Below are 24,153 nucleotides of genomic sequence, written 5' to 3'. Positions count from 1 at the left end.
AAAGTATTTTCGTGTTGGAGAAGATGCTTTTTTTGTTATGTTTTGTACAAAGGTTTAGTTTACATAAGATAGGTTATACCAAGTAGCTCGTCTAAAAGCGATATTGGCGCTGTTAAAAGTTCGAATAGACACGGTTAATGCCGATTATAAGTTAACCGAACGCAATTACGAGTAGCTAGTTAATGGCACTTTACTTTAACGAATCGTTCGTTTAGGTGTAGCTTTATGATCTGTTGAGAAGGGGACGATTACTTCATCATGGAAGGAAAAATAAAATCAGAACAGCCACATAGAAAAAAAAGGCGCCATCGATCAGATGTTAAAGGGCGTCGGGTCTCACATGATTCCTCTAGACGAAGAGGTCCCATAGGCGAGGGCTATCAGCGAGAATCAGAGGGACGGCCAGTCAGGCCAAGATCAGTTAAGCGACCGTCGCTGTTGAAGACGGGGATCAGATTGCTGTTTAACGGTTTGTATTACCTGATTGTGATCACCTTGATTCTCAGCGCGACCTTGTTCGCCTTAAACCGAGACACCAATAAAAGTTATTTTGGGTATCGATTTTATACGGTGTTGACCGATTCCATGGTGCCGAAAAAAGACTCACCACCGGGCGGTTTTCGTTCAGGCGACATGATCATCGTGCAATCGATGGACGGCCGGGATGCCAAAGAAGGGGACATCGTCACCTTTTTAGTGGGAGATGCTCAAGATAAGTTTTTAACCCATCGAGTGGTCAAGACCATGAAAGAATTAAATGGGGAGGAAGGGGATTTCGTCCTCACTCGTGGCGATGCCAATAACACGGACGATCCGCCTTTTAGTGCCAAAAAGATTGTTGGTAAGAAGGTCTTTGTGATTCCGAATGTCGGTTTTATCGCAGAATTTGTGCGAGAGAACATCTGGATTTGTCTGGCTTTTGTTCTAGGATTACTCGGTTTCTTATTAGTCCTGCGTTATTACTTCTTTTCAGACGGGACAGGAAAATCAAGTGGGTATCATACTTAAGATATATTCTTTGATTCAGCTTGAATCAAGGTTAAATATATAAAAACAAACTATAGGAGGTTTTTTTCCATGAAGAAGGTAAAAAACAAGAACAAGAAAAAAATGATGGGCCTAGCTGCTGCTTTAGGGCTCGTCACATTATTAGCGGGAACATTTGCTTGGGTAGCGTACGAAGATGCTCGAATCAATAGAATTAAAACAGCCGCAGCCGGCGACACGGTCTTACACGAGGTTTGGGAAGATCCAGGTGAATTAGCCCCAGGGATGGAAGCCAAAAAGGAAGTCACGGCGGTTAATACGGGAACAGCTCCTACTTTTGTCCGGGTGTCATTTGAAGAAGTCCTGACACATTTAACAGAATTTGGTAAACAAACGGCCAGAGCTACAGGATGGAATATTCCAACACCAACAGCGACAGATGATATTCCTGTGCCAGAAAATGTCTCAAAAGTATATGATCATGCTACAGGTACGCCAGTAAATGGTTATGTAGATGTTACGTCTCAAGTCACTGGTTTAACTGGTGGTGCGAAAGTATGGGCCAAAGGTGACGTTAAATTGAACTCATCTTCAGGTAACCTGCAAGCTTCATTTGATGCCGTAGTAGCCTTTCCTTATGATACTACTGCTGGGAAATACCAAAAAGTTAACACTAGCTTGACACTGAGTGGGGGATATACACCAGTTATTGGCCATACTGCCGCAGACTTTACCTTTGATGCAACAGCAGCTGAGTACATGGTTTATGCTAACGGCACGACCAAAGTCGGGTATGATTGGACAGCTAAAAATACGTTGCTAGGAACAGCAGGAAACACCCAAAAAGATGGCGGCGGAACTGTTGCTTACGACTATACCGCACCAGGCACGACTTTTACAGCTAATACAGCAACACCTGTTCCAACTAATGCGATCCCATTACCAGGAGCTATTACTAACGTGAACGTGTTAGCCGATCAAACTGCGTTAGCTACAGGATTACCAGCTGGGGTTGATTCACTTTTCAGCATTAACTATGGTCAAATCACTGATTTAACCACATTAGCAGCTGATAGCTGGGTATTTAATAGTGATGACGGCTTCTTCTATTATACCAATACGTTAAAAGGTGGCGTGACGACGTCTAAATTATTGGAAAGCTTAAACTACCAACAAGTTCCTGGCTCTATTACAGGAAATGATTTACAACAAGTAAAAGACGCTTATACCGATTTAGAATATGATTTAGGCGTTACGATGGAAGCTGTACAAGTGGAGGCTGGCGCATTGTATGGAACAGGTTCTCAATGGAACATGGCAATTACAGGCGATTCCAAAACAATTTTAAATAAATTATTAACATCTGCTAGCTTACCAGCGATTCCATAAAAGGATAACGGAGTAACTTTACCCAACAACTCTATCATGTCGAGTTGTTGGGTGTTAGTAGATCGTAACAAGCAAGAGGGAAGGGATACAACATGAGAAAGAAACAAGCATGGCAACAAGCAGGACGGCTTCTTTTAGGATTGGTGATAATGGGTAGTGTACTTTTCGGAAAAGCCGCTCTGATTGAGGCGAGTACCCTTCCTTCCGGGCTTGTGATTGCGGATGACTCTGGAATAGTCGTATCAAAAGAAGGCGACTATTTTGTAGACATGCCCAATGTTTTGCCTGGAGACGTGTATACAAAAGACATTACCATCAGAAGTACCGATGAAAAGGAACCTTTTGATATAGGTTTGCGCGTAAAAAAAATAAGTAGCACAGGTGATATTGATTTTAATAAACATGTGACCGTGTCGTTAGTTCTTGAAGGCAAAGAGATCTACAAGGGACCATTACTCGGTAATGGGGAATTTGACTGGACGAAAGAGTCACTACCTTTAGGCACCTATCAATTTGGCACGGATCGAGTGCTAAAAGCGACCTTCACAGTGGATAAAGCTTTGACAGCTGAAAGTTACAAATTAGAAAGTGAAATGAAGTATGAATGGAAGTTTATCGCCATGAGGGATGATCAACCCATTGTCGATCCGAAGCCGGATCCACCAGGGAAGAAACCATTTATCAAGTTGCCGCAAACTGGGGAAGAATGGCGCAACTTGATCTATAAAGTATTAGTCGGCTTTTTATTAATCTTAATCGCCTTATTATTATGGAAACAAAAAAGACGGGAAAATGAGCATCGTGAGTAGAAAGGGGGAGAAACCTTGGCCAAAAAGAAGCGTAGCCGCTCCAAAAGTAAGCAAAAACGCACACTGAAAAAGGGGTTTATGATATTTTCGATTATTTATTCGCTGGTAATTGTGATTGGCAGTACCTATGCCTGGGTTACCATGGCGGACGAACGAATCAACCGAGTGGAGACTAATCACGTGGCAATTAAAGTGGAAGGTGATCAGTCTAATACGGTGATCTCACCAGGTACCGTGGCAGAAAAAGACATTACCGTTCGCAATATTTCCAGTAGTGCGGGATTTGTCCGCGTGTCATTGGAAGAAGCGTTACTGACCTTTGAGATTGATGTGACCGATCAAATGGGGAATGGCAATGTGAAAGTTTATCCTACCGTTGCAGCCTCTGAAATTAAGCTGAAGGATCTAAGCACTTGGGTGTCAGGTAACACCTATAAGAAAGCCAACAATCAGTTTTTTAAAGCGGACCTCTCCTTGCAGCAAGCATATGACCATGAAGACCCAGCTCGGAATACCACACTCTTTCAATACGTTGAGTTGGCATTTCCGGAGGTGTTTACTAGCATTCAAGGGGGAACTGATTACTGGTTATATGAAGACGGCTATTTCTATTATTCAGAATTTTTAAAACCAAATCAACAAGCGGAGATTTTGGTTAAGTCAATCAAAGGCAGTCAGGCAACACCTAATATCTTCAAACAAACCTTTTATGGGCTAGAGGTACAGGCCGAAGGGTATTCGTTGACAGAGACCTCTTTGGAGTTAATGGGATTGACTTCAAGTGATCTCGCCTATCAAATGTTGATGAGTCGACTAACTTAAGGAGGGACCATTATGAAACGATCAACCAAAAAAATACTGTTCCTAGCCCTCCTGACCTGTGTCCTTTTAGGAGCTACCAAAACGATTCACAGTTTGTTTGGGGCACCTCTGTCGGCTGATGGCGAGACTTTTACTGTCGAAGTAGAAGATTTAAATGTCTTTATTGATGGGGCATTCGGTCCCACTGCCACGATTGAAAATGGCGAAACTCTTACCAAAAAAATTAAAATAGAGAACAAAACCAATGGGGACATGTTTGTCCGAGTGATGATCTTACCGACTCTTGAAACGTCAGCAGGCAAAGTATTCTCTCCACGACTGGGTAAAGAAGTGCTTATCGGGGGCATGACAACTAGTTGGGTAGCAGGCGAAGATGGCTATTATTATTACACGAAAGTCATTGAAGGCAGTGAAAAAAGTGAGCCGCTGATAGAAGATGTGACCCTTCACCATGTGCCATCAGGAGGTCAAGAAGAGTTGTCCATTCAACTAAAAGTGGAGAGCATCAATACCTCAAAGGATGGCTTTGTGGAAGCTTGGTGGCAGGGAGTAGAGCCAACTGCGGCTGATGAACCTTATTATAGTATCTATACAGCCTTGGATTCGCAAACAACAAATTAACAGACAAAAATAAATTGTTTGTATGTTAGAAAGGAGTTCTTCTTTTGATTAAGAAAAAAACCACTAAAAAGATAAGAGTGGCGCTTGCCATAATTGGGTTAGCACTAAGTATCGTTACTCTTGTTTATTTAAATAACCAGAGAGAATCAAATCAACTAATCGCGCACCCGACGAGCTCTATCACTTTAGACAACGGGCTGTCAACAGAGTATACCGTTAAGCCAGATGCAACTCAATTGTTGGAACCAGAACTGATCGATCAGTCGCCGGTGTATGATGAATATCTTCAGGGAAGTGATATTGTCCCGACTATTGAGAAGATACGGATTGAAGGCGTAGCAAGCCCAATGGTTCCAGAAACTCCTTCCAATATTTTAAGAATGGTAAGTTGGAGTGTTGTTGATATAGCTGAAACATCACAGGGGAATTTCGTCGTTTTATATGCGGCTAAAGGAAACAATGTTGGAGGAGTCGTCAAATTGAGCATTTTTAATATTGAAGGAGTTGAATTAGCAACTTATGAATATGGAGATTTAAAAAATGCCATATTTCGTTTAGCGACAGGCTTTTACGCTACTGAAAATAACCAATTTTTAGTTTACCCTAGTGGTCGCGGTGATGGTAGTACGTATATCAGGTTCGATGTTAATGAGAATGCTAACCCAATCCAGATATCTGCCACTCAATTTACAGGGACAGGTGCTGCTGCACAAGGAACTGCATTAAAGTCCTACTTAACCTATAGAGTAGCTGGAAAGAAAGCAGGTATTGATAAAGATAACCCAGAAATTAATGCTCAAATTTATTTTTCAAGCTTAGCTCGAATGGGGACGATTGCTGGGAGAGTTCCTATTGGAAAAGTTAATAATGTAGGATGGCAATCTGGTACTGGAATGGATACTAAGTATGTTACCTCTTTAGAAACAGATAACCCTATACCAAGTACACAATTAACTGCAATAAAGAATGCCTATATTGACCCTATTATTGGTGAAAATCAAGAAGGATATTATTATGGGAGAATTGATTATATTGATTTCAGAGTGTCATCAGATGTAAAAGTAAGGACAACATTTCAAGTATTTGATAATACTGACAGTAATATTAATGGTCAGTTATTACGCAAGAAAATTTTTGAATATGAAGATACTAATCAACCAACTGCTTTAGACGTGTATAGTCTTAGGCAATTACATGAATTGACGACTGAGACTGAATTGTACTTCTTAAGCTGTGAAGCCACAATGACGAAGTTGATTAAGGTTGATTTGACTAAAATAAATAAAACTAATATTAATGCATATAAAGGCGAAGTTATAAAACAATTCCCACCATATACGGTTTTAGAAATTGCTAAAAATAGTAATGGCACTCTTTCTTATTATGGAAGCACTACAGATATTAGCAATGCAAATAATAACGATTTTTATTCAGAGTTTTACAGTTCAAAATTGAATAGTTCCAATTATTATGTGCAAGGTATTATGGGTGGAACAACAACGACTAATCCGTTTGATGTTATCAGTGTAAAAGCATTAGAAGTTAGTGACATTGTTAATCCTAAATTCATTCATGCAGTCAACACACCTGAAAAAGACAAGCTTTTTGTGGCAGGCGATACGATGGATCATGATAATTTTGTTGATAAGATGACATACATTGATAAAGATGGGAATCATTCTTCGGTAACACCAGCATATAAAGGATTAGTTGCTTTTGCAGGTGTCCTTCGAATAGAAGACGACTATGCTCCAGCCATGTCAGGTTTTGAAGACATGATGCTGAATATTAACGATAAATCATTATCCTCTCCAACGCTAAACGCTTATGATTGGCGGGTGTTAGATAACTGGTTAATCACAGGAACCAAAACTGGCAGTTTAACTGATTCAAAAGCGATTAAACTAGCGGATGTTAAGGATTATGAGAACACCTTAATCGGAAGTACTTTAGCTGACAGAGAGAAATACTTAGCTATGAGGATTAATCGAAATGTCAATAATCTAGGGGGCGACATTGATTGGGATGCCTTAGGTTTTGATAAAACCTATCCAGGCCCACAGTTGGCCACTTATTTTGCCAATGATTCGCAAAATCAACAAACCGTCATGTCCAGGTGGGTTAATAAAATTACGGATCGAACGGTCATCGATAAAGATCATTACCTAGATGTGCATGACTTTACCTATGAACTGTCGAAGGTAGGGGAGTTATCGGATAAAGAATTAGTTAAACGACTGTCTCGAATCGTGGCGTGGTATATCATCGAAGAAACTGAAAATGGTGTGACTAAGAAAAAAGCGATTGAAGATGAAAACACCCTTAAAAATCCTGCTGTCTATGATCATTCAGCTGTCACTTTTGATGCCAGTCAATTAGCTGATATTATGAACGCTAAAAAGGCCGCACCCTATCCGTTAGTTTTCACCTATAAAGGAACCGATCAGGATGGTAACCCTGTTGAATTAAAAAACCGCGTCACCATCTTTTTAACAGATGAAACCTTTGATGATGAGAATGGCTATGCCAACGATCCCCAACGAGAACTGGCCATCTATGCAGAAGACTATTCACGTTCTTTGTATTTAGCCAAAGATGAGGATGCGACCAAGGTTTACAACACATCAGATATTAAGGTTTATGAGTTTGATAAAGACCGCAATACTGAAGGAGCGACCACCATAACTTTAGCAGATAAGAATAAACAATTGGCTGATTTAACACCAGATAGCGTCTTGTTGAGAAATATCCAAAATGCCGACTATCCTCAGAAAATGCCGATGGAAGTGACTTATGAAGGGGTGAATTCCAAGGGGGAGACAGTGAAACTGACAGGTAAAATCGTCGTGACCTTAATCCCAGAAGTCCTACTCCACCTACGGCAAGTGGTGGTATCACCACTTGCTGAACTAGTCGTGCCAACCGAAGGCTACGCTAATCTCAACAATGTGAAACTAGCTGATCCTAGCCAACAAGCCGATCTCTCCTATCATGTGATCACGTCGTCAGATTTGGAAGCCAATCTGCCACTTTACAAAAAGATCATCGTGCCCTTTGAATTTGACTACGATGAGCCAGATTTGACGAAACAATATGGTGGCATCACGGTGAGCAACGTTATTCCTGAGTATTATCAGTACGAAGGGCACGCTTTGACCTATCATAAAACAGACCCAAATGGGGTCGCCAACATGGTCAACAGTGAGGTATTATGGCCGATCATTGATGACAAAGAGCATCATGAAGCCTGGTTGACCATTTTTATTAAACCGACCCTAAGCTCGTCAGACCATCCGCGGCCTTATAGCTGGGATTACCGTCTAAACGAACTGGGAGAAGTTATTGAACCCTAATCAATTAAAGGAGACCACGATGTTAAAACTAACCGACATTCACTTTGACGACACCATGATCCTCAATCAAGGGAAATTTATCTTAGTGGAATTAGTGCCAACGTATCAAACCGAAACAACGCCAGAAACAGGAAACCACCGCATCGGCACCACTGCGGTGGTGGCCCTGACCGGCCACCGTTTAGAAAAGATTGAGGTCTTTTTAGAGGCCATCATCCCCTGTTCCCCTTTTAGTGAGTTGGAACTAGCGGAAGTCACCTTTAGTGGCTTTGAAGGTCACTTTGACTGGGCCAGCGGTGAGGCGCTTTTCAAGGCTACTGCCAAACAATTACACTTAATCAGTCATTAAACAAAGGAGAGGAAACTATGACGACCATTGGGTATACCGTGAAGACAGATTCCACCCTAGAAAAAGACTTGCTGACGACGGTTGGTCAGTGTCAGGAAATTATTCAAACCGACCACGATAACTACGACCGTTTCGCTGAGTTTCTGCATGCCTATCAACATGACCAATTGGTGGTCGTTGATTTTGAAAGCATCGGCCTTCAGCTCAGCCAGTTAGCCCCCTTACTGGAATGGCTGCTCGAACACGAAGTCAGCTTTCATTTTATGGAAAAACCGGTAGCCGACGACCACGATTATCTGACCATTTTGTATCAACTCGCCATCAGTGAAAAAGAGGTGGTTAGCCGCCGGACCCTCAATGGCTTGCGGGTCGCTCATGCCAATGGGGCTGTCAGTGGCCGACCGCGGATTAACTTGGCGACCATTAAAAAAATCAAATATCTCCACACGTACCAACGGAAAAACATTCGAGATATTGCCACTGAATGCAACGTGTCCCTAGGGACTGTTCATAAATACATCAACTTAAACGAAGCGGATTTATAACCAAAGGGGGGAATCTGATGAAACAGCTGACGATTTCTCAAAGTGAAGGGGAGCGCTTGATTCAAGCGGTTAAGGGCTTAGGCTGGGCCTGGCAAACTTACCAACGGGAAGTCCCTGACGGCTGGTACGAATTTAAGTATCAACCAGTCCTGCGTCAGTTTATGGCTTCGGACATGGAAGATCAATTGTTGTCTCAGGTTCGTGCCACCTGGTTTAAGCGGATCAAATTACCAGTGACGGTTTACCGGGAGTTGATGGAGCTGGCCACGATTTATGAGGAACTGCAAGATGCCTTGGATCACCCACCATATGGGTCACAGCCGTAGGCTTAAGGAAGTTGAAAAAGGGAGGAAGTTCAATGAGGTTGGGTTATGTTCAAGAACGACGACAGCCGCATAGTGGTCAGCAGGAACTGGAAAGAATCAGGGGCTGCGACAAACTGTATGTGGAACGGTCCCAAGATGCTAAACGAGACTGGCGGAAACGCCCCGTGTTACGGCAATTACTGGAACAGTCCCAGCCGGGTGACACTTTGGTCATTGAGGACTTGGAGGGGATGCCCTTTCACTACCACACTTGGTTGGAGCTAGTGTCAGAGCTGAGAAATTGGCAATTGGAGTTGGAGGTGTTGGCCTTTCCTGGCAATCAGCTCCGTCAGTGGCAACAGTTGTTTCAGTGGATGCAGCGCCAAGATCAAGCTCAGGCGACAATTAAGATCAGAAAGTTCAGTAAAGAGCGGTCAACTGAAAAGAGCCAGTACCGCTTTTTCTCCCGAGACCCCTATTTTAGACGGGCTTACCGAGAGATTTTACAACAAGTTATGGCGAAGCGCTCTCTGCGCCAAATCACCAAAGAAAGTGGGGCCCCTTTAGGTACCGTCGTGCGAATTCGCAAGGAATACGCCAAGTTTAAACAAACCCTCTTATTAGTGGGGACCTTTATCTTGACGATTATCAGCTTAAAGATGGCTCAGGCTTATTCGCCTAATCCTTTTTTGCAAGTGGGCATCTGTGCCATTATGACCGTTTTAATTATCTATTTATCGTATTCCGATAGTCAATCAGACTAAGCTTTAAATAGGATGAAAAAAATCAGAAAGGAGCCATCTATTATGACACGATACGGGTATATTCGTAAAGGGTTTCCCTACAGCGAGACCGACCAAATACGCCAAGTAATGACAAGAGACTGTGAGGAACTCTTTTTTGAAGGAGGGACCTTACTGGAGGTTCAGCAATTGGAGGCCTTATTGACCCGCCTAGAAACAGGGGATCAGGTGATTGTGGCCAGCTTGCAAGTCTTTGGGCAAAACATGCAGCATCTGACGCCGATTATCACCGAATTTAAAAGCAAACAGATTCAATTGGTCAGTCTGCAAGATCAATTGGACACTCGGCGGGATTCCTTCTTTTACCCGCTCTTTGAGGTCTTATCAGTGATGGACTCAGAGTGCAAGAGCGAGCGCATCAAGCAGCAGATCGTCCTGGCCAGAGATGAAGGCAAAGTGATTGGTCGGCCGGCCATTGATGAGACCACTATCGATCGCATTTACCAGTTGTATCACGAGTACAAGTGGTCCATGCGGCGAATCGCCACGGAGTGTGGCGTGTCCTTAGGCAGTGTTTTTAAGTACACTCAACCGGCTGATGGCGAATCGGCCGTCAGTGTTTAAAGGAGGGAGACCATGACAACTTATGGCTATGTAAACAGTCAGTATCCCTTGCCGACCAACGATCAATTAAAAATTGTGGCCGATTATCACTGTCAGGAAATTTTTATTGAAAAGGCCGACAGTCAGCACCGAAGGGAATTAAGACGTTTGTTGACAGAACTGGTGCCAGGGGATCGGGTAGTTATTGCCAGCCTGCAAGCTTTTGGCCACACCACAGAGGAAACCCTTCAGGTCATGACGGAACTTAAAGACAAGCAAGTCCAAGTCATCAGTTGGAGTACTCAGCTCCATTTAAACTATTACAAACGAACGGCTGGCCTTTTTTAGAAAACTTATTTACCAGAGAACGAGGAGGAACGAATGTGACACGGGAGAGATGGAAAGTGATTGGCCTGAGCCATTACTACACAGTAACAGCAGCTCGGCCTCAACGACATCGCCAAAGTCAACTAGTGGCGCTGGACCGGGTGAGTTTTAGTCAGCCCTATGGTCAAATAATTGGCGTGATTGGCGGAAGAGGCGCCGGTAAAAGCACCTTAGGAGCCATTCTGTCAGGGCAACAAAGAGCTAGTGAAGGCTTGATCAGTGGCAGTACAGAGATAAAAGGAGCTTTCATCTTGCCAGATCACCGCTACGATGAACGGACTGGAGAAAGTTACGCTCGTCAACAATTAGCCAAATGGGGGATTTCCAAGAAAAAAATGCCTGACTTGCTGGCCCACATTCGCTCTTTTTCAGAACTGGGAAGTCAGTTTGGGGTGAAATTGAAGCATTACTCGCTGTCAGAAAAAAGCCAACTGGCCATCAGCCTCTTGTTGCACATGGCGCCAACCACCCTTTACCTGGATGACTCTCTCTTAGTTGTCAAAGAGCATTTTTATCTTAAAGTTTGGGGGTTTTTAGACCAACTTAAAGCCTTGGGCTCAAGTATTTGGGTGGAAACCGAACAAGTCAGACGAATCGAGCGTTACTGTGATCAGTTGATGTGGTTGGAGTTTGGCCAATTAAAACAATATGGCGATGTTATGGACGTGTTAGCAGCTTACGATGAGTATTACTTTCAACTCAGTCGCTTAAGCCTGAAGGAGCAACAAACCTTTTGGGAAGAGGGGTATCAAGGACAGCTTTTGGAAAAAGCAGAGGTTGTCTCTCAGCTGGTTCCACCTTCTAGCGTCGATCAGCAAGAAGTCGTTAAACAAGAAGAGCCAATAGAACAGGAACAAGTTGATCAACCAACCGAAGAGCTTCAAGATGTGGCCGCGCCTAGTCGACGTCACCGGCAACGGCCCAAGAAAATCAATCGATGGCCGTTAATCTTGGTGGTTCTGGGCGGTCTGATTATAGGCGGCCTTGGGGTGGCTTACCCGTATTTAAAAGCCAGTCGCCTAACATTACCACAGACCGGGGCTAAGTCCAGCGATCGTCAGCCACCAGTGACCACGACGTCGACTTCACTTCTAGCAGAGCCTAGCTCATCCGCCAGTCAACCAGTAGATCTTAAGGGAACCTATCACGTTCAAGCGGGAGAGACCTTGTCCGAGATTGCCAATACCCTAGGCCTGAGTGTGGCCGAATTGCGAGAATGGAATCAGTTGACAAACGATCACATTCAGCCTAATCAATTGTTGCTTACAGTGGAACCTGTAGCAGAAAATCCCGCCTCAAACGTGGCCCTAGCTAGCTTCACTCATTCAGTCAAAGCGGGGGAAAGTCTGGCGACCATTGGGGCTGCTTATCAAGTCAGCGTTGCAGAGTTACAGGAAGCCAACCAACTAAAGGATGTCACGATTTATACCGGCAGTCAATTGGCTTTGCCAGCTAGTGCTAAGGAGCCAGTCAGTCTTACTGCCACGACTGAGACCCTTGCCTCTTCAGCGCCACCAGTGTCAGACTACGTGGTGCTGTCAGGAGATACCCTTTACAGTATCGCCCGAAAATATGGGGTCGATGTCATGGCAATTCAACAAGTCAATCAGTTACAAAGCGAACAATTATCACCTGGTGATGTTTTAACATTGCCGTAAGGAGGCAGTCTTATGGGGAAAAGAAGGCGGCGTCAGCGATCAAATTGTTCACAAAACAAACGGACTCGAAAGGTATCTAGAAGCAAGAAGAAAGTCAGTCGTGAAGGTTCTCTATTCCTGAGTCTATTAAAACACCCAATCGAGCGTTGGCTTTTGATTGGCTTGCTTTTCGTGTTGCTTTTGTTTGGATTTTCAGTGATTGAGACGTTGAAATTGATAGTTAATTAGTGAAAGAAAGGGCGAAGAGGATGGCTAATAAAAGAGTATCTGTTCAGGAAATGGGGATTCCTTTCGCTAAGGTAAGCCATCAACGTTACGCCGCTTTAGAAAAAGATAACCAGCAGTTGCAACATGAGTTGCGTGTGACCCGTCAAATCAGTCAACAGTTTAGTCAAGTGATCCAGCAATTGGCAAAATTAGAACTAACAGAGAAATCACCGCCTTTTGAGCAACTGATTCAACAAGGCCTGTTATTGGGCGAGGGATTGGTGAGCGGGGACTCGATTGATGCACAGATCGGGCGTTATTTACTGGCCGCTAAACAAGAAGCTCAGAGGATTGTCCGACAAGCCTTAGAAATGTCAGAATTGATAGCCCAACCAGGCATGCCAACGAAAGAACATGCCGGAAAAGCAATCCATTTAGCTAATAAGGGACAAACTCATAAGTCAGCACTTGCCTCAACTAGTTATCGAGCGCGTTTAAGTAGGGTCAAGTCGACTTCCCAAACCCAGTGTCGCAAGTTGATGACGGTGGTCGATGATAAAGCTGCCCGGTTGATCGATCAGCAAAAATAGAAGGAGGAATCGTTATGTCAGAAGACATCAGTCAATTGGCCGCAGAGCTAAAAGAGACCATGGTGGAAATCATGAAAGTCTTTGAAAAGGAGTTAACGGCGAAGAATCAGCAATTAGCACGAGCAGAACAACAACTACTAGCCCAACAGCAATTAACGATCCAAGCCAATGATCGCCTTCGTCAATTGGAAAAAGGGTGTGGGTATCAAGTGAGTAAGGTGAAAAAATCGAGTAAGCGGTAAGTATCGCAGTTGTTTTGTGTCAATCTATAAAAAGTTGTGTTCGTCTTTAACCATCAACTATTTGTTTATGAAAAGTTTCATAGTTCAATAGAATCTAGCTTTCAATTAGCAATATTGGCTCGGTTATTTTAGTGGTAGTGTACTTAACTTTAAAGAATGGAGGCGTTTGGATGAAAAAGAAATTTTTATTCGTGTTAGTTCTTGTATGTTGCATGTTTGTTGTAATGCCAAAGAAAGTGTCAGCCTATGTGACATCGGTTAAAGATACTGCTTGGCAAAGAAAGACGACACTCAACGGCAAAACCTATTGGGGCGATTTATACAGTATTACGTATAAAAGAATCAATATTTCTCAGGGCTGGCGCAGCAATGGTTATGAAATAGTCGGGTCTCAGAGACTATCGAGTAATGCCGTAGCTTATAAATTCAAATTTAAGTATAAAAAAATTTATTAGGGCGATGGTATTGTAAATAAATAGAAGTAAAGATAAGCGAGTTGTTAATAGAAAGTTAGGTTCTGTTGAGTTGTTGGAGGAATTATTCTAAACAAAGGTTAGTAATTACATCTACAGTTTATTTAGTTTTCAAAATAAAAACTGGTATCTCTAAAAAAGAGGTGCCAGTTTCTTTGTGAAAACTTTAAAATAATAAAGACTACTCTAATTTTTATGATTATTACGTGAAGTGGTGTTGCAAGGGAAGAGAGCGGCTTTTGTAATAATTGTCAAAATTGCCAGTAATCATTCATACCTAATTTTTTTAAGATTAAATAGAAGCTTTCATTTGATTCATCGTGTCAAAATAATACTGCTGAAGTGACCGGATATCTTTGGTTGATATATCGAAGGGAATACAAAAACTGTCAATTTCAACTTCAATATCGTTGATTTCAGTAATCAGAAGATCGTAGTATTGATTAATCTCTTCACGAATGTCTTCAAAAGTGCTTTCGATTAACGTGATGTCGAATTGATGTTCAAAAATGGTCGTGAGAATACTCCAATTATTAGTTGTGGCCAGATTGTTATATCGACCATATAAGGCTACCTTTAATTTCGGTTGTCTAGTTCGACCAATAGTAAAGAATTCTTTTGTGGAGCTGAACACATAATAAAGAAGAGATGTATAGTCAACATTGTGATGATCGGCAAATTCCATAACTATCTTTGAGACTGTCAGGTAAACAAACGGAATAAGCTCTTTAACATGATTTAATAAGAACTCTGTTTTGTTTCCAATAATTGGGATAATATACTCTTCCTGTAAGGAAATATTGTACAAATTGAAAATTGTGGCCTTTTTGGAATGAAAAGTAAAGTTTAACTTTTTTTCAATAGAATTAAGTAAATCAGAGTAGCTATCTAACTTTTCTTTTAGCCGAGCTGATTGAGCCGATAGGCTGAAAAGTTCTTCTGCTGATAAACAGATGTATTGGCCATCACTTGGTCGACAAATATCGGAAAAAAAGTCATTAACCTCATTCAAATTTGCATATGTTGAAAGTTCATAATTAAATTCATTAACAGCTGCAGATTGTGAAGAAGGCACTTTACGCGAGTATCTATTAGAACTATCTTGTTTAAGTCGATGTACTCTGACACTAACATACAAAATAAGCAAGTTACGGTTAATCGGCTTCATGTTCTCACCTAGTTTTTGACAAAGACTAGTGACAGCATTGTAAACATGTTCGATGAGCTCATTATCAAGGGGAATATTATTGTCGTATTTTTCTAATAAATAACTTCTGAAAAAGACCGTAATCCACTGCTCGTCTCCGATTAATTTTATCGGGGTGCTGCTAATAGAAAAGTTGTACTTTTTAATGACTTGATTGATTCTTTTAATCGCTTTATTGATGACATGAGGACTTGTATACAATACTTTGGCTAAATCATCGGCAGTGTCATAGGGTCTAAAAAAGATCGCCTCTAAGATGGAAAATTCAATGCTCTCTGAAAGTAACATGTAATAAATATAATTGATTGAATAGTTGGTTGGAATAATTAAGCGAACACCAGACTTCTTTGAAGATTCGATGGCAATTGGATGTAGATGAACATTTAAATACTTTATGTCTTCCCTTAGTGTTCGTTCGTTAAAGTTTGTTAAGGAACTTATCTCTTGTAAGGTCACCCACTCCCTAGAATACAGATAGGTAATCATGTTAAGCATTCGTATGCCTTGCTTGCCTAGTAATCTTTCCATAGAAATTCCTCCAATTTTAGTGTATCGCACTTCTCTTTAGAATAGATGTAATTCATAGCGCGGTTGATTGTCTGATGAAATATAGTTTTTTTATAAAAAAACAGTTAATGTAAGTACTTAGCAATGAGAAAGTGGGACTTAAAACAGCTTTAGTTATCACTGTATGGTTAATTATACAACAACATTTGCTTTCCTCTAACTCAATATTTGGGTTATATTTCATTATTTTTTGATACAAAGAAGAAAATCAAGTTGGTTATTATGTGAGAAGGCTTGTGAATACGTACAAAAATGAAGAGAGGATGATGTTAAAAAACATTGATTTATTCATTTTCTCCGTTTAATCGGTAAATGGATTAATTGAACAGACCTGATTTTTCATCTACAATGTGTGTTAGCCAATTCAAAAGGCTACTTTTTAGAACATACCATCTGACTATTTTTATTCAAGGCCAGTCAATTTTTCAAGTTTTTCTTAGCTGTTCGTTAATTCGGTGAGGAATTAATGGAGCAAGTTGTGTGTGTGGATTTGACATAACGTTTCAAGAGATGGAAGGAGGAGTATAGAGGTGAAGATTGGTTATTCTTACTATTTAACAGTTGAGGAAGAACATCAGTTTTTATCCCAAAATTGTGATTTAGTCATTTCTGGCAATAAAAACTTGACTGAAAAAGAATCGTTTATGATGATTCTGGACAAGTTTCAGACAGATGAGATTATCCTTTATAGTTTGGAAAGCATTGGATGTAAATACACGTTAATTCAATTGGGACAGCTCATAAAGGAAGTGATAGAAAGAAAAATTATTATTCAATTTATTCACGGTGATCTTGGTAATGCCGAGCATGCTCAGCTGTATTTTTCCATAGTATTAAGTTTAGCAGAGAGAGAAGAAAGAGCTAGAGAATTGCAAAAAAATGCCAAACTAATTAATAATCGTAAACGTCAATTGCCAGGTCGTCCTTCCATTGGAGACCAAATGATACGAGCTATTCAACATAGTTGTTGGAACGAGAACATGAGTATTCGGGAAGTAGCTTTCAAATACAATGTATCTGTAGGAGCTGTTCATAAATATTCGAAACGAACAGGTGGCAAGTCGGATAAATAATAAATAAAACAATCAAGAGAATGTTAATTTACTGATAAAGGAGACGTAAAATGAATCGCATATTAAAATGGGGAGTACTTGCAGGAAGTTTTCTTTTCTTATGGGGAGTTAAGCCAAGCGAAATATCGGCGACAGAAATGGACATGCAAGTCACTCTTGAAATTGAACCAGCTTCTGAGGAGTCCCAATCAACTGTCAATAATGAAGTCAAACAAAAAGTAGGGGCTGTATTGCCTCAAACTAATACTAAAAATTCTTTTTTGTTAAGCAGTATGGGAATACTCCTACTTACTACCAACGCAATTGGTTGGGTTGTCAAGCGGGAGGTGGATCAATGAAAAAAGTAAAAGAGGTCGTTGTATTATTGGCAATAGTCATCTATTTTAGTGGTGTGAGTGTAGCGCAAACGGTAGACCACCAAGCGGATGTTGAATTCCAGTCAAATAGTGGAACAGTTCCACCGGTAGATCCAGAGACAGGAAAAGAGATAGTACCTGGACCATCCCCTACTAATGGTCCATTAAGTCTTAGCTATGTGACTGATTTGCGTTTTGGCAAACACCAATTATCAAGGTCTGCTCAAAGCTTTTACGCTCAAAATGAATGGATTAAAGATGTCAACGACGGTCTTGAAAAAGAATATTCGGCATTTGTTCAAATCAATGATTTGCGAGGAAATGCCGCAGGCTGGACATTATTGGTTAGTCAAAACAATTTATTTCACAATGAGGTGGGGACACCTATTGAGTCCAGTTCATTTGTTATATCGGCTGTCGACATCACTAGTCCAGATAATATGAAGAACCCACCGACAACGCTAGATCAAAAGAAAACAGTTACAAGTGAGGGAGAGCTCGTTCAAATAGCAAAAGCAAATGAAAATGAAGGCATGGGAACATGGCATGTTCATTTGGGCAGCAAGCAAGATGTTACTCAAAATATTAAACTGACTGTCCCACAAGCAGGAATTAAAGAAAAAGGGAAATACACGACCTCACTAAAATGGGTATTACAAGATGCGCTGTAACAGGTATCTGTAAAATGAAAATAAATCTAAAAGGGGAAAACACTCATGATTAAATTAAGTAAATTAGCCTTGATCTCAGCCGTTGTGCTTGGTGGGCTATATAGTACGACCGTCTCTGCGTCAGCAAATACGATTGATGGGAAAGCGGATGTGGAGTTTCTGCCAGCCGATCCAACCAAACCAGTGGATCCGACGGATCCCGAAGATCCAGATCCAAAACCAGTGAAACCGGTGGATCCAGAAGATCCAAATCCGCCGGTATACCCAGGTGGTGTCTTGCGTTTAAACCATATCCCAACCTTCCAGTTTGGTAAAAATAACATTGTCTCAGGTGATGGTAATTTTAAAGCTTACTTTGAAACGGTAATTGATGAGGAAACCAATGCCAAAACCAAAAAAGCCAGTTATGTGGAAGTCGCTGACGAGACAGGCTCTTCAAAAGGCTGGACAGTCACGGTTAACAGTGACGGTGTTTTTAAATCGGCTAAAGGCAATATCAATGCCGGCATTACCTTAACAAATGCCAGTGTTCGTGGGATTTTAGGCATGGAAAACAAGCCAGAAGTAGCACCAACCACACAAGAAACCATTCAAATTGGCTATGAATCACTTGGTAATGCGGAAGTGATGAAAGCAGATGCTGGCAAAGGCTATAACAAATGGCAAGTTCGTTGGGGCCACTCTGATACGGCGATCAAAGGGGACGGCGACGAAAATCGTAACCCAGCTGTCTCATTGTTTGTACCAAAAGGCCAACAAGTCATGGCGGATGCTAAATACACGGCTAAAGTAGTGTGGACGTTACAACAAGGAGTATAGAAAAAGGGGAGTGTTTCATATGAAAAAAGGGTTATTATTAGCAGGTTTATCAGTATGTGCGGCGGTTGTTTTGGGTGTCACTCAAGCAGAGGCAACTAGTACTGAAGGGATTATTAACTTTAAAACTAGTACCGACCAAACAGGGGAATTGATTAAACCAGATACAGAAGATGAAGTAATTACCTCAGAGGACGGTCAATCTTCAACCGGCCTATTGCGCTTGCAATTTGTGCCAAACTTTAACTTCTTGGAGCAAGAAATTAAAGTCGGACCAGCAACCTACAATCCGAAGATGACGACTTACCGATACGCTGATGCGGCGAAACCTGGTGATCAAGCGATGCCACAATTTGTGCAAGTAACAGATAGCCGTGGGTTGAACGAAGGTTGGACATTAGATGTTCATGCGACAGAGTTTGCCTCTGCCACAAACTCATTGGAGTTTGCCCAAATCGAATTTACTCAAGGCAAGTTGTTTAACACCGTTTATGATAATATCAGCAACCGTGTCTCTGCTTTTGCTGGGGAAGCCACAGCAAAAGTATCATTGGATGTTGCTGCGAAAACAAGACTATTAGCAACGAATGACAATACAAGTGCCTCGACAACCAACGGGTCACAAACCTCATTAGTCTTTAACAATGGCTATGATAAAGAGCAAACTTACGCTTTAACGGATCTTAATCCAGGGGTTAAATTTATTAAAACAAACAAAGATACACCAGTTGCTGGAGAACAGTACAAGTCAACGATTACGTGGACATTAACAGCTGGTATCTAAAAACAAAAAAGGGGAATTTATGATGAAAAACAAACTATCAACATTACTAACATTAACGATCTGTGCAAGTGTTTTAGGAGCAGCGACATCGGCTTTTGCTGACGAAGTGGATTCACAGACAACAACGGGGAAAGTTGAATTTAAAGCAGATGATGATGAAACAGGATCGATTGTTAAACCTGATGAAGAAGGCGAAGACGATGAAGTGATTACCATCCCAGAAGAAGAGGGAACAACTGGCTCTGGCCCATTGCGGATTCAATTTGTGCCAGCCTTTAGTTTTGTGGCACCAGCGGGGATTTCGACAGAAGCTAAAATCTATGATGCCAAGTTAACTAAGTATAATATTGATCAAAAAATGCCAGCCTTTGTTCAGGTAACGAATAATTCTGGTGAAAACCCAACGTGGAATTTGACGGCAAAAGCATCGGTCTTTAAAAATGGTGACCATGAATTAACAGGAGCTTCAATTAATTTTAATGGGTCAACGTTGACTACAACCGGGTTTAATACAACAAACGCTAATACTAAACTCAACAAACAGAGTGCGACAAAACTAGTGGCAGGTGATGGTTCAACTATTTCAGTTTTGTCTGCTAAGGCAGCTGCTGATACAAATGGCCAACAATTATCCAATGTTTTCCAAGATGACTATAAAATTGCCGATGACTACGCTGGTCAAACAACCACAACGGGTGTTCAAATGATTAAGCCAGCGGGGATTGCACCTAAAAAAGGTATTTATACTTCTACCATTACATGGACATTAGAGGACGGCATTTAATCAGAGTTAACGTTAAGTTAAGAGATTATTACAGCGATACTTAGGTGGAATAAGGTTCAATAACGATTGTTTTCGAACGATGCTTTTTCACCTAATGTCGATGCTCAGGGAAAACTAACATAAAATAATTTATAAGGGGAAACATCACATGAAAAAAACAATTTTAGCAGTAGGTATTTGTGCACTAGTCTTAGCAGGAGGTTCTACTGTTAAGGCAGCGGAAGAAACAAGCTCACTTAACACTGAAGGCAAGGTTCAATTTAGTCCAGTAGGTGACAATACAACAGGTGAGATTCATACACCAGATGAAGATGGTGAAGAAGGGGAAGATCCTGAAGTAATCCAACTGCCAGGGCAAGGAGCTAGTGGAAAAGGGGCTTTAAGAATTCAATTTGTACCTAACTTATTCTTTAGAACAGAAGAGTCAAAAGCCGCTCGTAGTGTCTCGAACGCGAATGTCTTGAAATACAATCTAGAAGGTGAGACTAATAAAAGTGATATCGCCCCATTTGTCCAAGTATCAGATGGTCGTGGGTTAACAGGGGAAGCCGCTAAATGGGAGTTAACAGTTAAAGCAACGCCATTTACCGCAACAGGTGAAGATCTTCCAGAAGGTGAGCACGTTTTAACAAATAGCACAATCGTCTTTGGTGGCTCCACTTTAACGTCAGATTATATGACATCTGCCAAAGCAGCTGAAAGAATTACTGGCCAAGAAGCCTCAGCCAAAACAGGATTAGCAACAGATGGCACAGCATCAGTGTCCGTGATGAAAACACAAGCGGGTAAAGATACCAATGGTTACCAGGTATCAAACGTCTTTCATGACGGTTACGAAAAAGGTGCCACAACTTATGCAGATGGTAACACATCAGGTGTTCAGTTTGTGAAACCTGCTGGAATCGCGCCGTACACCGGTATTGATTATACATCTACCTTAACTTGGACTTTGACATCTGGAATTTAATTAAAAAGAGAAAAGAGGGCAACAATTATGAAAAAATTAGTCACAGGAATGTTATTAACAACTGCTATATTAGGGGCTGCTTTTGAAGCCGGTGCCGCAACTGTCGAGACACAAGGCGACGTGATCTTTAAAACACAAGGAGATACGTCAACAGGAGAGGTTACCAAACCTGAAACAGATGATGAAATCATTGTGCCAGAGATACCTAATGGTTCAAAAGGAACCCTAAGAGTCAATCACATTTCCGATTATCACTTTGGTGAAATCGAAATTAAATCTGATAGCTATACGGTCGATGCCTTGATGGATCGTTACGTTGACAAAGGCGATGCAACCAACACCAAAAAAGATATTTCTCACTATATTCAAGTGGAAGACGTTCGTGGGGAACAAAAAGGCTGGACTTTAACAGTTAACGCTGGTCAATTTAAACCAGAGGGCGGCGGTAAAGCCCTAGAGCAAACCTATATCGAGTTAACTCAATCCAAGTTGTCTAACACACGGATGAGTGGAACGGATATTGCTGGTGCGGTTAACGTCTTTGATGGCGCAACGTCAAAAAATCTGACATTAGGCCAATCAGTTGAAATCATGAGCACAAAAGCTGGCCAAAATACCGACAGCTCTAAAACGTCATTGGTGTTCAATGAGTCATATACAGAAGCAACTCCAGCCGCTGGTGCTACTTCTCGTGAAGGTGAAACAGGCCAATATAACCCAGGGGTTAAACTACATGCCATCGGAACAGATGAAAAATTAGTCGGCAAAACCTATGTATCAACTTTAGAGTGGACATTAGTTAGCGGACTGTAGACATGTAAGTATTAGAAGGATCGATGTGAATGAAGCTGCTGGATTCGGTTTGACTTTCCACAGTTAAATCCTTTTAGCCAAAATAGGTGAGCTAATAATTGGGACACTTATTTTATCAACTAAACAATACAAGAGGATGTGGAAGTGACATGATGAGAAAAATGAAGTTAACGTTTCGAATAGCCGTTGTAATGATCGCGGTGATGGTGGTAGGGGGAATGCCAAAGGTTGTCAAGGCGGATTCGTCGCCAATTGCTGTTAAGGCACTTTTACCAGATAACCAGTTTAAAAAAGAGGTGTCGTTTTATTACTTGAAGATGTCTCCAGGGGCCAAACAAGAAATTGAGTTACAACTCTTTAACTCTTCCGATCAAGAAGTAGCCGCAGAGGTCAGTTTATCTTCTGCTACGACCAACGATAACGGTTTAATTGATTACAACCTCATGGAAAAAGAGATCGATAAAAGCTTGCTTTATCCCTTTCCTTCGATTGCGTCAACGGCAAATGAAGTAAAAATTCCAGCTCAATCGGATGTTAAAACTAAAATCAAGATTGAGATGCCAGCCGAAGAATACGACGGCATGATTTTAGGTGGCGTCAATGTTAAAACAAAAAAGACTGAAGATAAACAAACCGAAGATGACAGTTCTCAAGGTGGGATGAAAATTGAGAATGAAATGACTTACTCAATTGGTGTGGTCTTAATTGAAAACGAAGAATTTGTTAAAACTGACATGAAGCTGACGAAAGTCTTTGCCAGTCAAATTATGGGGAATAATACGACGAAAGCAACGCTCCAAAATCCCACATCTGCCGTGATGGAAGAGGTGTCAATTGAAGCTAGAGTCATGAAAAAAGGCAGTAGTGATGTCTTGTATGAAGTTAAAAGTGACGGCTATCGCATGGCACCAAATTCAGCTTTTGACTTTGGAATTCCAATCGGGAAAGAGCGCTACCGTGCTGGGGAATATACCTTGAAGTTAGTGGCGGTTTCTGATCCCAAGGATGAAAAAGATGGCGAGCGTCAGGAATGGACCTTTGAAGAGGTCTTCGTGATTAAACGTGAAGAAGCGGATAAATTAAATGCTAAAGCGGTTGATTTACCGACTAATTTCACCATCTGGTACCTTATTGGTGGATTGATATTAGTCGTACTTGCTATCATCGTCATTGTGATGGTAGCTATTCGCAAGAGGAAAAATGAAATCACTCGAAAAAAGAACAAAAAGAGAAAAAGACATAATCGATCAAAATAAAAGAAACAGTTTATTGAATCTAGTAGTAACCATGTGTTGTTATGATTGATAATTTTTATCAAGTATCTTGACATGAATAGTTAACCGACTGAATACTCAAAGCAGATAGTGCTTTTAATCATCGTTTAATCATTAATTAACGGTGTTTTTGTTGAAATAATCATTGATGATATATAACTTAGCCTGAAATATGCTGAATGGGGTCAGATGAAATTTGATTATGTCAATACTTTTAAATCCACTTGCAAGGATGACTAGAGAACTTAAAATGACTCTAGAACAAAAGAAAAGAGAAGTGAGAAAATGAATAAAAAAAGAAACATTATTTATTTTATTTTGTTCATGTTAAGTTGCGGGACATGGTTGTTTAATGGGTCGTTATATACGGCGGAAGTAACGATCAATGAATCGAAAGAATACACAGTGGTCAATCCCCAGCAGTCTCAGGACTTGGAAATGACACCAAATACCATGATGGAGCTAAAGTTTGGGTTAGTCGATGAGGGGTGGCAAGCAGAAGCCAATATGGGGAAACAGTGGACAAATTCAATTGTTAATTATCCGATTAGCCCACTTGCTTATCCTGAGGGGGCGTTTGAAGGAAATATTAGGTCTGGAAAAATTGGGTCAACAGGTAATATCTATAATTATAAACCCTTTAACATAGCAAACATGTTAGACATTAATTATTCAATAGAACGAAAAAAGACTATTAACGGCGTTGAAGTTCCTAGTAATGTCAATAACATTTTTGGCTATACTTATCAAGATTCAAC

At 41.1% G+C, this 24,153-nt stretch carries 28 protein-coding genes; 27 read left to right on the top strand and 1 reads right to left on the bottom strand.

The window, feature by feature from the left end; translation table 11 throughout:
- Positions 1-258: 258 nt before the first annotated feature.
- The 17 genes from I6N95_RS04365 to I6N95_RS04285 all read left to right on the top strand — a co-directional run bounded on the left by I6N95_RS04365 (position 259) and on the right by I6N95_RS04285 (position 14,065).
- A complete protein-coding gene (locus I6N95_RS04365) occupies positions 259-1,008 on the top strand; it encodes a signal peptidase I (RefSeq protein WP_209525134.1) in 750 nt (249 codons plus the stop codon).
- 69 nt (positions 1,009-1,077) lie between these two features.
- The gene (locus tag I6N95_RS04360; RefSeq protein ID WP_209525133.1) at positions 1,078-2,376 is read left to right on the top strand and encodes a hypothetical protein; all 1,299 of its coding nucleotides are present in this window, start codon (positions 1,078-1,080) and stop codon (positions 2,374-2,376) included.
- A 92-nt stretch (positions 2,377-2,468) separates the two neighbouring features.
- Entirely contained in the window at positions 2,469-3,185 is a 717-nt protein-coding gene (locus I6N95_RS04355) for a cell wall protein (protein ID WP_209525132.1), read from the top strand.
- Between the two features lie 15 nt (positions 3,186-3,200).
- Positions 3,201-4,007, top strand: coding sequence for a hypothetical protein (locus tag I6N95_RS04350; protein ID WP_209525131.1), 807 nt, complete (start codon positions 3,201-3,203; stop codon positions 4,005-4,007).
- Positions 4,008-4,019: 12 nt separating this feature from the next.
- Positions 4,020-4,628 carry a hypothetical protein gene (locus I6N95_RS04345; protein WP_209525130.1) on the top strand — a complete coding sequence of 203 codons (609 nt, stop codon included), beginning with the start codon at positions 4,020-4,022 and terminating at the stop codon, positions 4,626-4,628.
- Positions 4,629-4,672: 44 nt separating this feature from the next.
- Positions 4,673-7,981: a hypothetical protein gene (locus I6N95_RS04340; protein WP_209525129.1), complete on the top strand. Its 3,309-nt coding sequence runs from the start codon at positions 4,673-4,675 to the stop codon at positions 7,979-7,981.
- Positions 7,982-8,000: 19 nt separating this feature from the next.
- Complete coding sequence (locus tag I6N95_RS04335; protein ID WP_209525128.1) at positions 8,001-8,330, top strand: hypothetical protein; 330 nt, start codon at positions 8,001-8,003, stop codon at positions 8,328-8,330.
- Positions 8,331-8,347: 17 nt separating this feature from the next.
- Positions 8,348-8,875 carry a recombinase family protein gene (locus I6N95_RS04330; RefSeq protein WP_209525127.1) on the top strand — a complete coding sequence of 176 codons (528 nt, stop codon included), beginning with the start codon at positions 8,348-8,350 and terminating at the stop codon, positions 8,873-8,875.
- Between the two features lie 17 nt (positions 8,876-8,892).
- The gene (locus I6N95_RS04325; RefSeq protein WP_209525126.1) at positions 8,893-9,201 is read left to right on the top strand and encodes a hypothetical protein; all 309 of its coding nucleotides are present in this window, start codon (positions 8,893-8,895) and stop codon (positions 9,199-9,201) included.
- Between the two features lie 32 nt (positions 9,202-9,233).
- On the top strand, positions 9,234-9,944 hold the full coding sequence (locus I6N95_RS04320; protein WP_209525125.1) for a recombinase family protein: 711 nt from the start codon (positions 9,234-9,236) through the stop codon (positions 9,942-9,944).
- Positions 9,945-9,986: 42 nt separating this feature from the next.
- Positions 9,987-10,547: a recombinase family protein gene (locus tag I6N95_RS04315; RefSeq protein ID WP_209525124.1), complete on the top strand. Its 561-nt coding sequence runs from the start codon at positions 9,987-9,989 to the stop codon at positions 10,545-10,547.
- A 12-nt stretch (positions 10,548-10,559) separates the two neighbouring features.
- Complete coding sequence (locus I6N95_RS04310) at positions 10,560-10,874, top strand: recombinase family protein (RefSeq protein ID WP_209525123.1); 315 nt, start codon at positions 10,560-10,562, stop codon at positions 10,872-10,874.
- A 35-nt stretch (positions 10,875-10,909) separates the two neighbouring features.
- Positions 10,910-12,571 carry a LysM peptidoglycan-binding domain-containing protein gene (locus I6N95_RS04305; RefSeq protein WP_209525122.1) on the top strand — a complete coding sequence of 554 codons (1,662 nt, stop codon included), beginning with the start codon at positions 10,910-10,912 and terminating at the stop codon, positions 12,569-12,571.
- A 12-nt stretch (positions 12,572-12,583) separates the two neighbouring features.
- On the top strand, positions 12,584-12,799 hold the full coding sequence (locus I6N95_RS04300) for a hypothetical protein (RefSeq protein ID WP_209525121.1): 216 nt from the start codon (positions 12,584-12,586) through the stop codon (positions 12,797-12,799).
- 20 nt (positions 12,800-12,819) lie between these two features.
- Positions 12,820-13,368: a hypothetical protein gene (locus I6N95_RS04295; protein ID WP_209525120.1), complete on the top strand. Its 549-nt coding sequence runs from the start codon at positions 12,820-12,822 to the stop codon at positions 13,366-13,368.
- A 14-nt stretch (positions 13,369-13,382) separates the two neighbouring features.
- Positions 13,383-13,610, top strand: a complete 228-nt coding sequence (locus I6N95_RS04290; protein WP_209525119.1) for a hypothetical protein — start codon at positions 13,383-13,385, stop codon at positions 13,608-13,610.
- 170 nt (positions 13,611-13,780) lie between these two features.
- A complete protein-coding gene (locus I6N95_RS04285; protein ID WP_209525118.1) occupies positions 13,781-14,065 on the top strand; it encodes a hypothetical protein in 285 nt (94 codons plus the stop codon).
- A gap of 310 nt (positions 14,066-14,375) precedes the next feature.
- Here the strand turns inward: I6N95_RS04285 and I6N95_RS04280 are convergent, their stop codons facing one another.
- Positions 14,376-15,818, bottom strand: a complete 1,443-nt coding sequence (locus I6N95_RS04280) for an AcpB/EbpR/MafR family transcriptional regulator (RefSeq protein WP_209525117.1) — start codon at positions 15,816-15,818, stop codon at positions 14,376-14,378.
- 569 nt (positions 15,819-16,387) lie between these two features.
- On the opposite strand from I6N95_RS04280, the gene I6N95_RS04275 reads away from it, so the two are divergent.
- The 10 genes from I6N95_RS04275 to I6N95_RS04230 all read left to right on the top strand — a co-directional run.
- Positions 16,388-16,930: a hypothetical protein gene (locus I6N95_RS04275; protein WP_209525116.1), complete on the top strand. Its 543-nt coding sequence runs from the start codon at positions 16,388-16,390 to the stop codon at positions 16,928-16,930.
- Positions 16,931-16,980: 50 nt separating this feature from the next.
- Positions 16,981-17,268, top strand: coding sequence for an LPXTG cell wall anchor domain-containing protein (locus tag I6N95_RS04270; protein ID WP_209525115.1), 288 nt, complete (start codon positions 16,981-16,983; stop codon positions 17,266-17,268).
- On the top strand, positions 17,265-17,957 hold the full coding sequence (locus I6N95_RS04265) for a WxL domain-containing protein (RefSeq protein ID WP_209525114.1): 693 nt from the start codon (positions 17,265-17,267) through the stop codon (positions 17,955-17,957). The genes I6N95_RS04270 and I6N95_RS04265 overlap by 4 nt, the downstream gene beginning before the upstream one ends.
- A gap of 45 nt (positions 17,958-18,002) precedes the next feature.
- The gene (locus tag I6N95_RS04260) at positions 18,003-18,776 is read left to right on the top strand and encodes a WxL domain-containing protein (RefSeq protein WP_209525113.1); all 774 of its coding nucleotides are present in this window, start codon (positions 18,003-18,005) and stop codon (positions 18,774-18,776) included.
- A 19-nt stretch (positions 18,777-18,795) separates the two neighbouring features.
- Positions 18,796-19,557 (top strand): WxL domain-containing protein, encoded by a 762-nt coding sequence (locus tag I6N95_RS04255; protein WP_209525112.1) that lies wholly within the window; start codon positions 18,796-18,798, stop codon positions 19,555-19,557.
- Positions 19,558-19,579: 22 nt separating this feature from the next.
- Positions 19,580-20,341, top strand: coding sequence for a WxL domain-containing protein (locus I6N95_RS04250; protein WP_209525111.1), 762 nt, complete (start codon positions 19,580-19,582; stop codon positions 20,339-20,341).
- A gap of 148 nt (positions 20,342-20,489) precedes the next feature.
- Positions 20,490-21,308: a WxL domain-containing protein gene (locus I6N95_RS04245; RefSeq protein WP_209525110.1), complete on the top strand. Its 819-nt coding sequence runs from the start codon at positions 20,490-20,492 to the stop codon at positions 21,306-21,308.
- A 27-nt stretch (positions 21,309-21,335) separates the two neighbouring features.
- The gene (locus I6N95_RS04240; protein WP_209525109.1) at positions 21,336-22,121 is read left to right on the top strand and encodes a WxL domain-containing protein; all 786 of its coding nucleotides are present in this window, start codon (positions 21,336-21,338) and stop codon (positions 22,119-22,121) included.
- 152 nt (positions 22,122-22,273) lie between these two features.
- Positions 22,274-23,377 carry a WxLIP family cell surface protein gene (locus I6N95_RS04235; RefSeq protein ID WP_209525108.1) on the top strand — a complete coding sequence of 368 codons (1,104 nt, stop codon included), beginning with the start codon at positions 22,274-22,276 and terminating at the stop codon, positions 23,375-23,377.
- A 303-nt stretch (positions 23,378-23,680) separates the two neighbouring features.
- Positions 23,681-24,153, top strand: a 473-nt coding sequence (locus tag I6N95_RS04230; protein WP_209525107.1) for a hypothetical protein, incomplete at its 3' end; no start/stop codon positions are given.

The organism is Vagococcus allomyrinae (genome assembly GCF_017829975.1).
GTDB classification, from domain to species: Bacteria; Bacillota; Bacilli; order Lactobacillales; family Vagococcaceae; genus Vagococcus_D; species Vagococcus_D allomyrinae.
The sequence above is the reverse complement of the archived record's forward strand: the minus strand, read 5'-3'. Positions and strand labels throughout refer to the sequence as shown.

Bases quoted from the DNA above. Each gene is read 5' to 3' on its own strand.
- I6N95_RS04290 (WP_209525119.1), top strand. From the start codon at position 13,383: ATGTCAGAAGACATCAGTCAATTGGCCGCAGAGCTAAAAGAGACCATG.
- I6N95_RS04315 (WP_209525124.1), top strand. From the start codon at position 9,987: ATGACACGATACGGGTATATTCGTAAAGGGTTTCCCTACAGCGAGACC.
- I6N95_RS04250 (WP_209525111.1), top strand. From the start codon at position 19,580: ATGAAAAACAAACTATCAACATTACTAACATTAACGATCTGTGCAAGT.
- I6N95_RS04240 (WP_209525109.1), top strand. From the start codon at position 21,336: ATGAAAAAATTAGTCACAGGAATGTTATTAACAACTGCTATATTAGGG.
- I6N95_RS04345 (WP_209525130.1), top strand. From the start codon at position 4,020: ATGAAACGATCAACCAAAAAAATACTGTTCCTAGCCCTCCTGACCTGT.
- I6N95_RS04325 (WP_209525126.1), top strand. From the start codon at position 8,893: ATGAAACAGCTGACGATTTCTCAAAGTGAAGGGGAGCGCTTGATTCAA.
- I6N95_RS04255 (WP_209525112.1), top strand. From the start codon at position 18,796: ATGAAAAAAGGGTTATTATTAGCAGGTTTATCAGTATGTGCGGCGGTT.
- I6N95_RS04295 (WP_209525120.1), top strand. From the start codon at position 12,820: ATGGCTAATAAAAGAGTATCTGTTCAGGAAATGGGGATTCCTTTCGCT.
- I6N95_RS04300 (WP_209525121.1), top strand. From the start codon at position 12,584: ATGGGGAAAAGAAGGCGGCGTCAGCGATCAAATTGTTCACAAAACAAA.
- I6N95_RS04355 (WP_209525132.1), top strand. From the start codon at position 2,469: ATGAGAAAGAAACAAGCATGGCAACAAGCAGGACGGCTTCTTTTAGGA.
- I6N95_RS04260 (WP_209525113.1), top strand. From the start codon at position 18,003: ATGATTAAATTAAGTAAATTAGCCTTGATCTCAGCCGTTGTGCTTGGT.
- I6N95_RS04365 (WP_209525134.1), top strand. From the start codon at position 259: ATGGAAGGAAAAATAAAATCAGAACAGCCACATAGAAAAAAAAGGCGC.
- I6N95_RS04265 (WP_209525114.1), top strand. From the start codon at position 17,265: ATGAAAAAAGTAAAAGAGGTCGTTGTATTATTGGCAATAGTCATCTAT.
- I6N95_RS04330 (WP_209525127.1), top strand. From the start codon at position 8,348: ATGACGACCATTGGGTATACCGTGAAGACAGATTCCACCCTAGAAAAA.
- I6N95_RS04310 (WP_209525123.1), top strand. From the start codon at position 10,560: ATGACAACTTATGGCTATGTAAACAGTCAGTATCCCTTGCCGACCAAC.
- I6N95_RS04360 (WP_209525133.1), top strand. From the start codon at position 1,078: ATGAAGAAGGTAAAAAACAAGAACAAGAAAAAAATGATGGGCCTAGCT.
- I6N95_RS04335 (WP_209525128.1), top strand. From the start codon at position 8,001: ATGTTAAAACTAACCGACATTCACTTTGACGACACCATGATCCTCAAT.
- I6N95_RS04280 (WP_209525117.1), bottom strand. From the start codon at position 15,818: ATGGAAAGATTACTAGGCAAGCAAGGCATACGAATGCTTAACATGATT.
- I6N95_RS04245 (WP_209525110.1), top strand. From the start codon at position 20,490: ATGAAAAAAACAATTTTAGCAGTAGGTATTTGTGCACTAGTCTTAGCA.
- I6N95_RS04320 (WP_209525125.1), top strand. From the start codon at position 9,234: ATGAGGTTGGGTTATGTTCAAGAACGACGACAGCCGCATAGTGGTCAG.
- I6N95_RS04285 (WP_209525118.1), top strand. From the start codon at position 13,781: ATGAAAAAGAAATTTTTATTCGTGTTAGTTCTTGTATGTTGCATGTTT.
- I6N95_RS04270 (WP_209525115.1), top strand. From the start codon at position 16,981: ATGAATCGCATATTAAAATGGGGAGTACTTGCAGGAAGTTTTCTTTTC.
- I6N95_RS04235 (WP_209525108.1), top strand. From the start codon at position 22,274: ATGAGAAAAATGAAGTTAACGTTTCGAATAGCCGTTGTAATGATCGCG.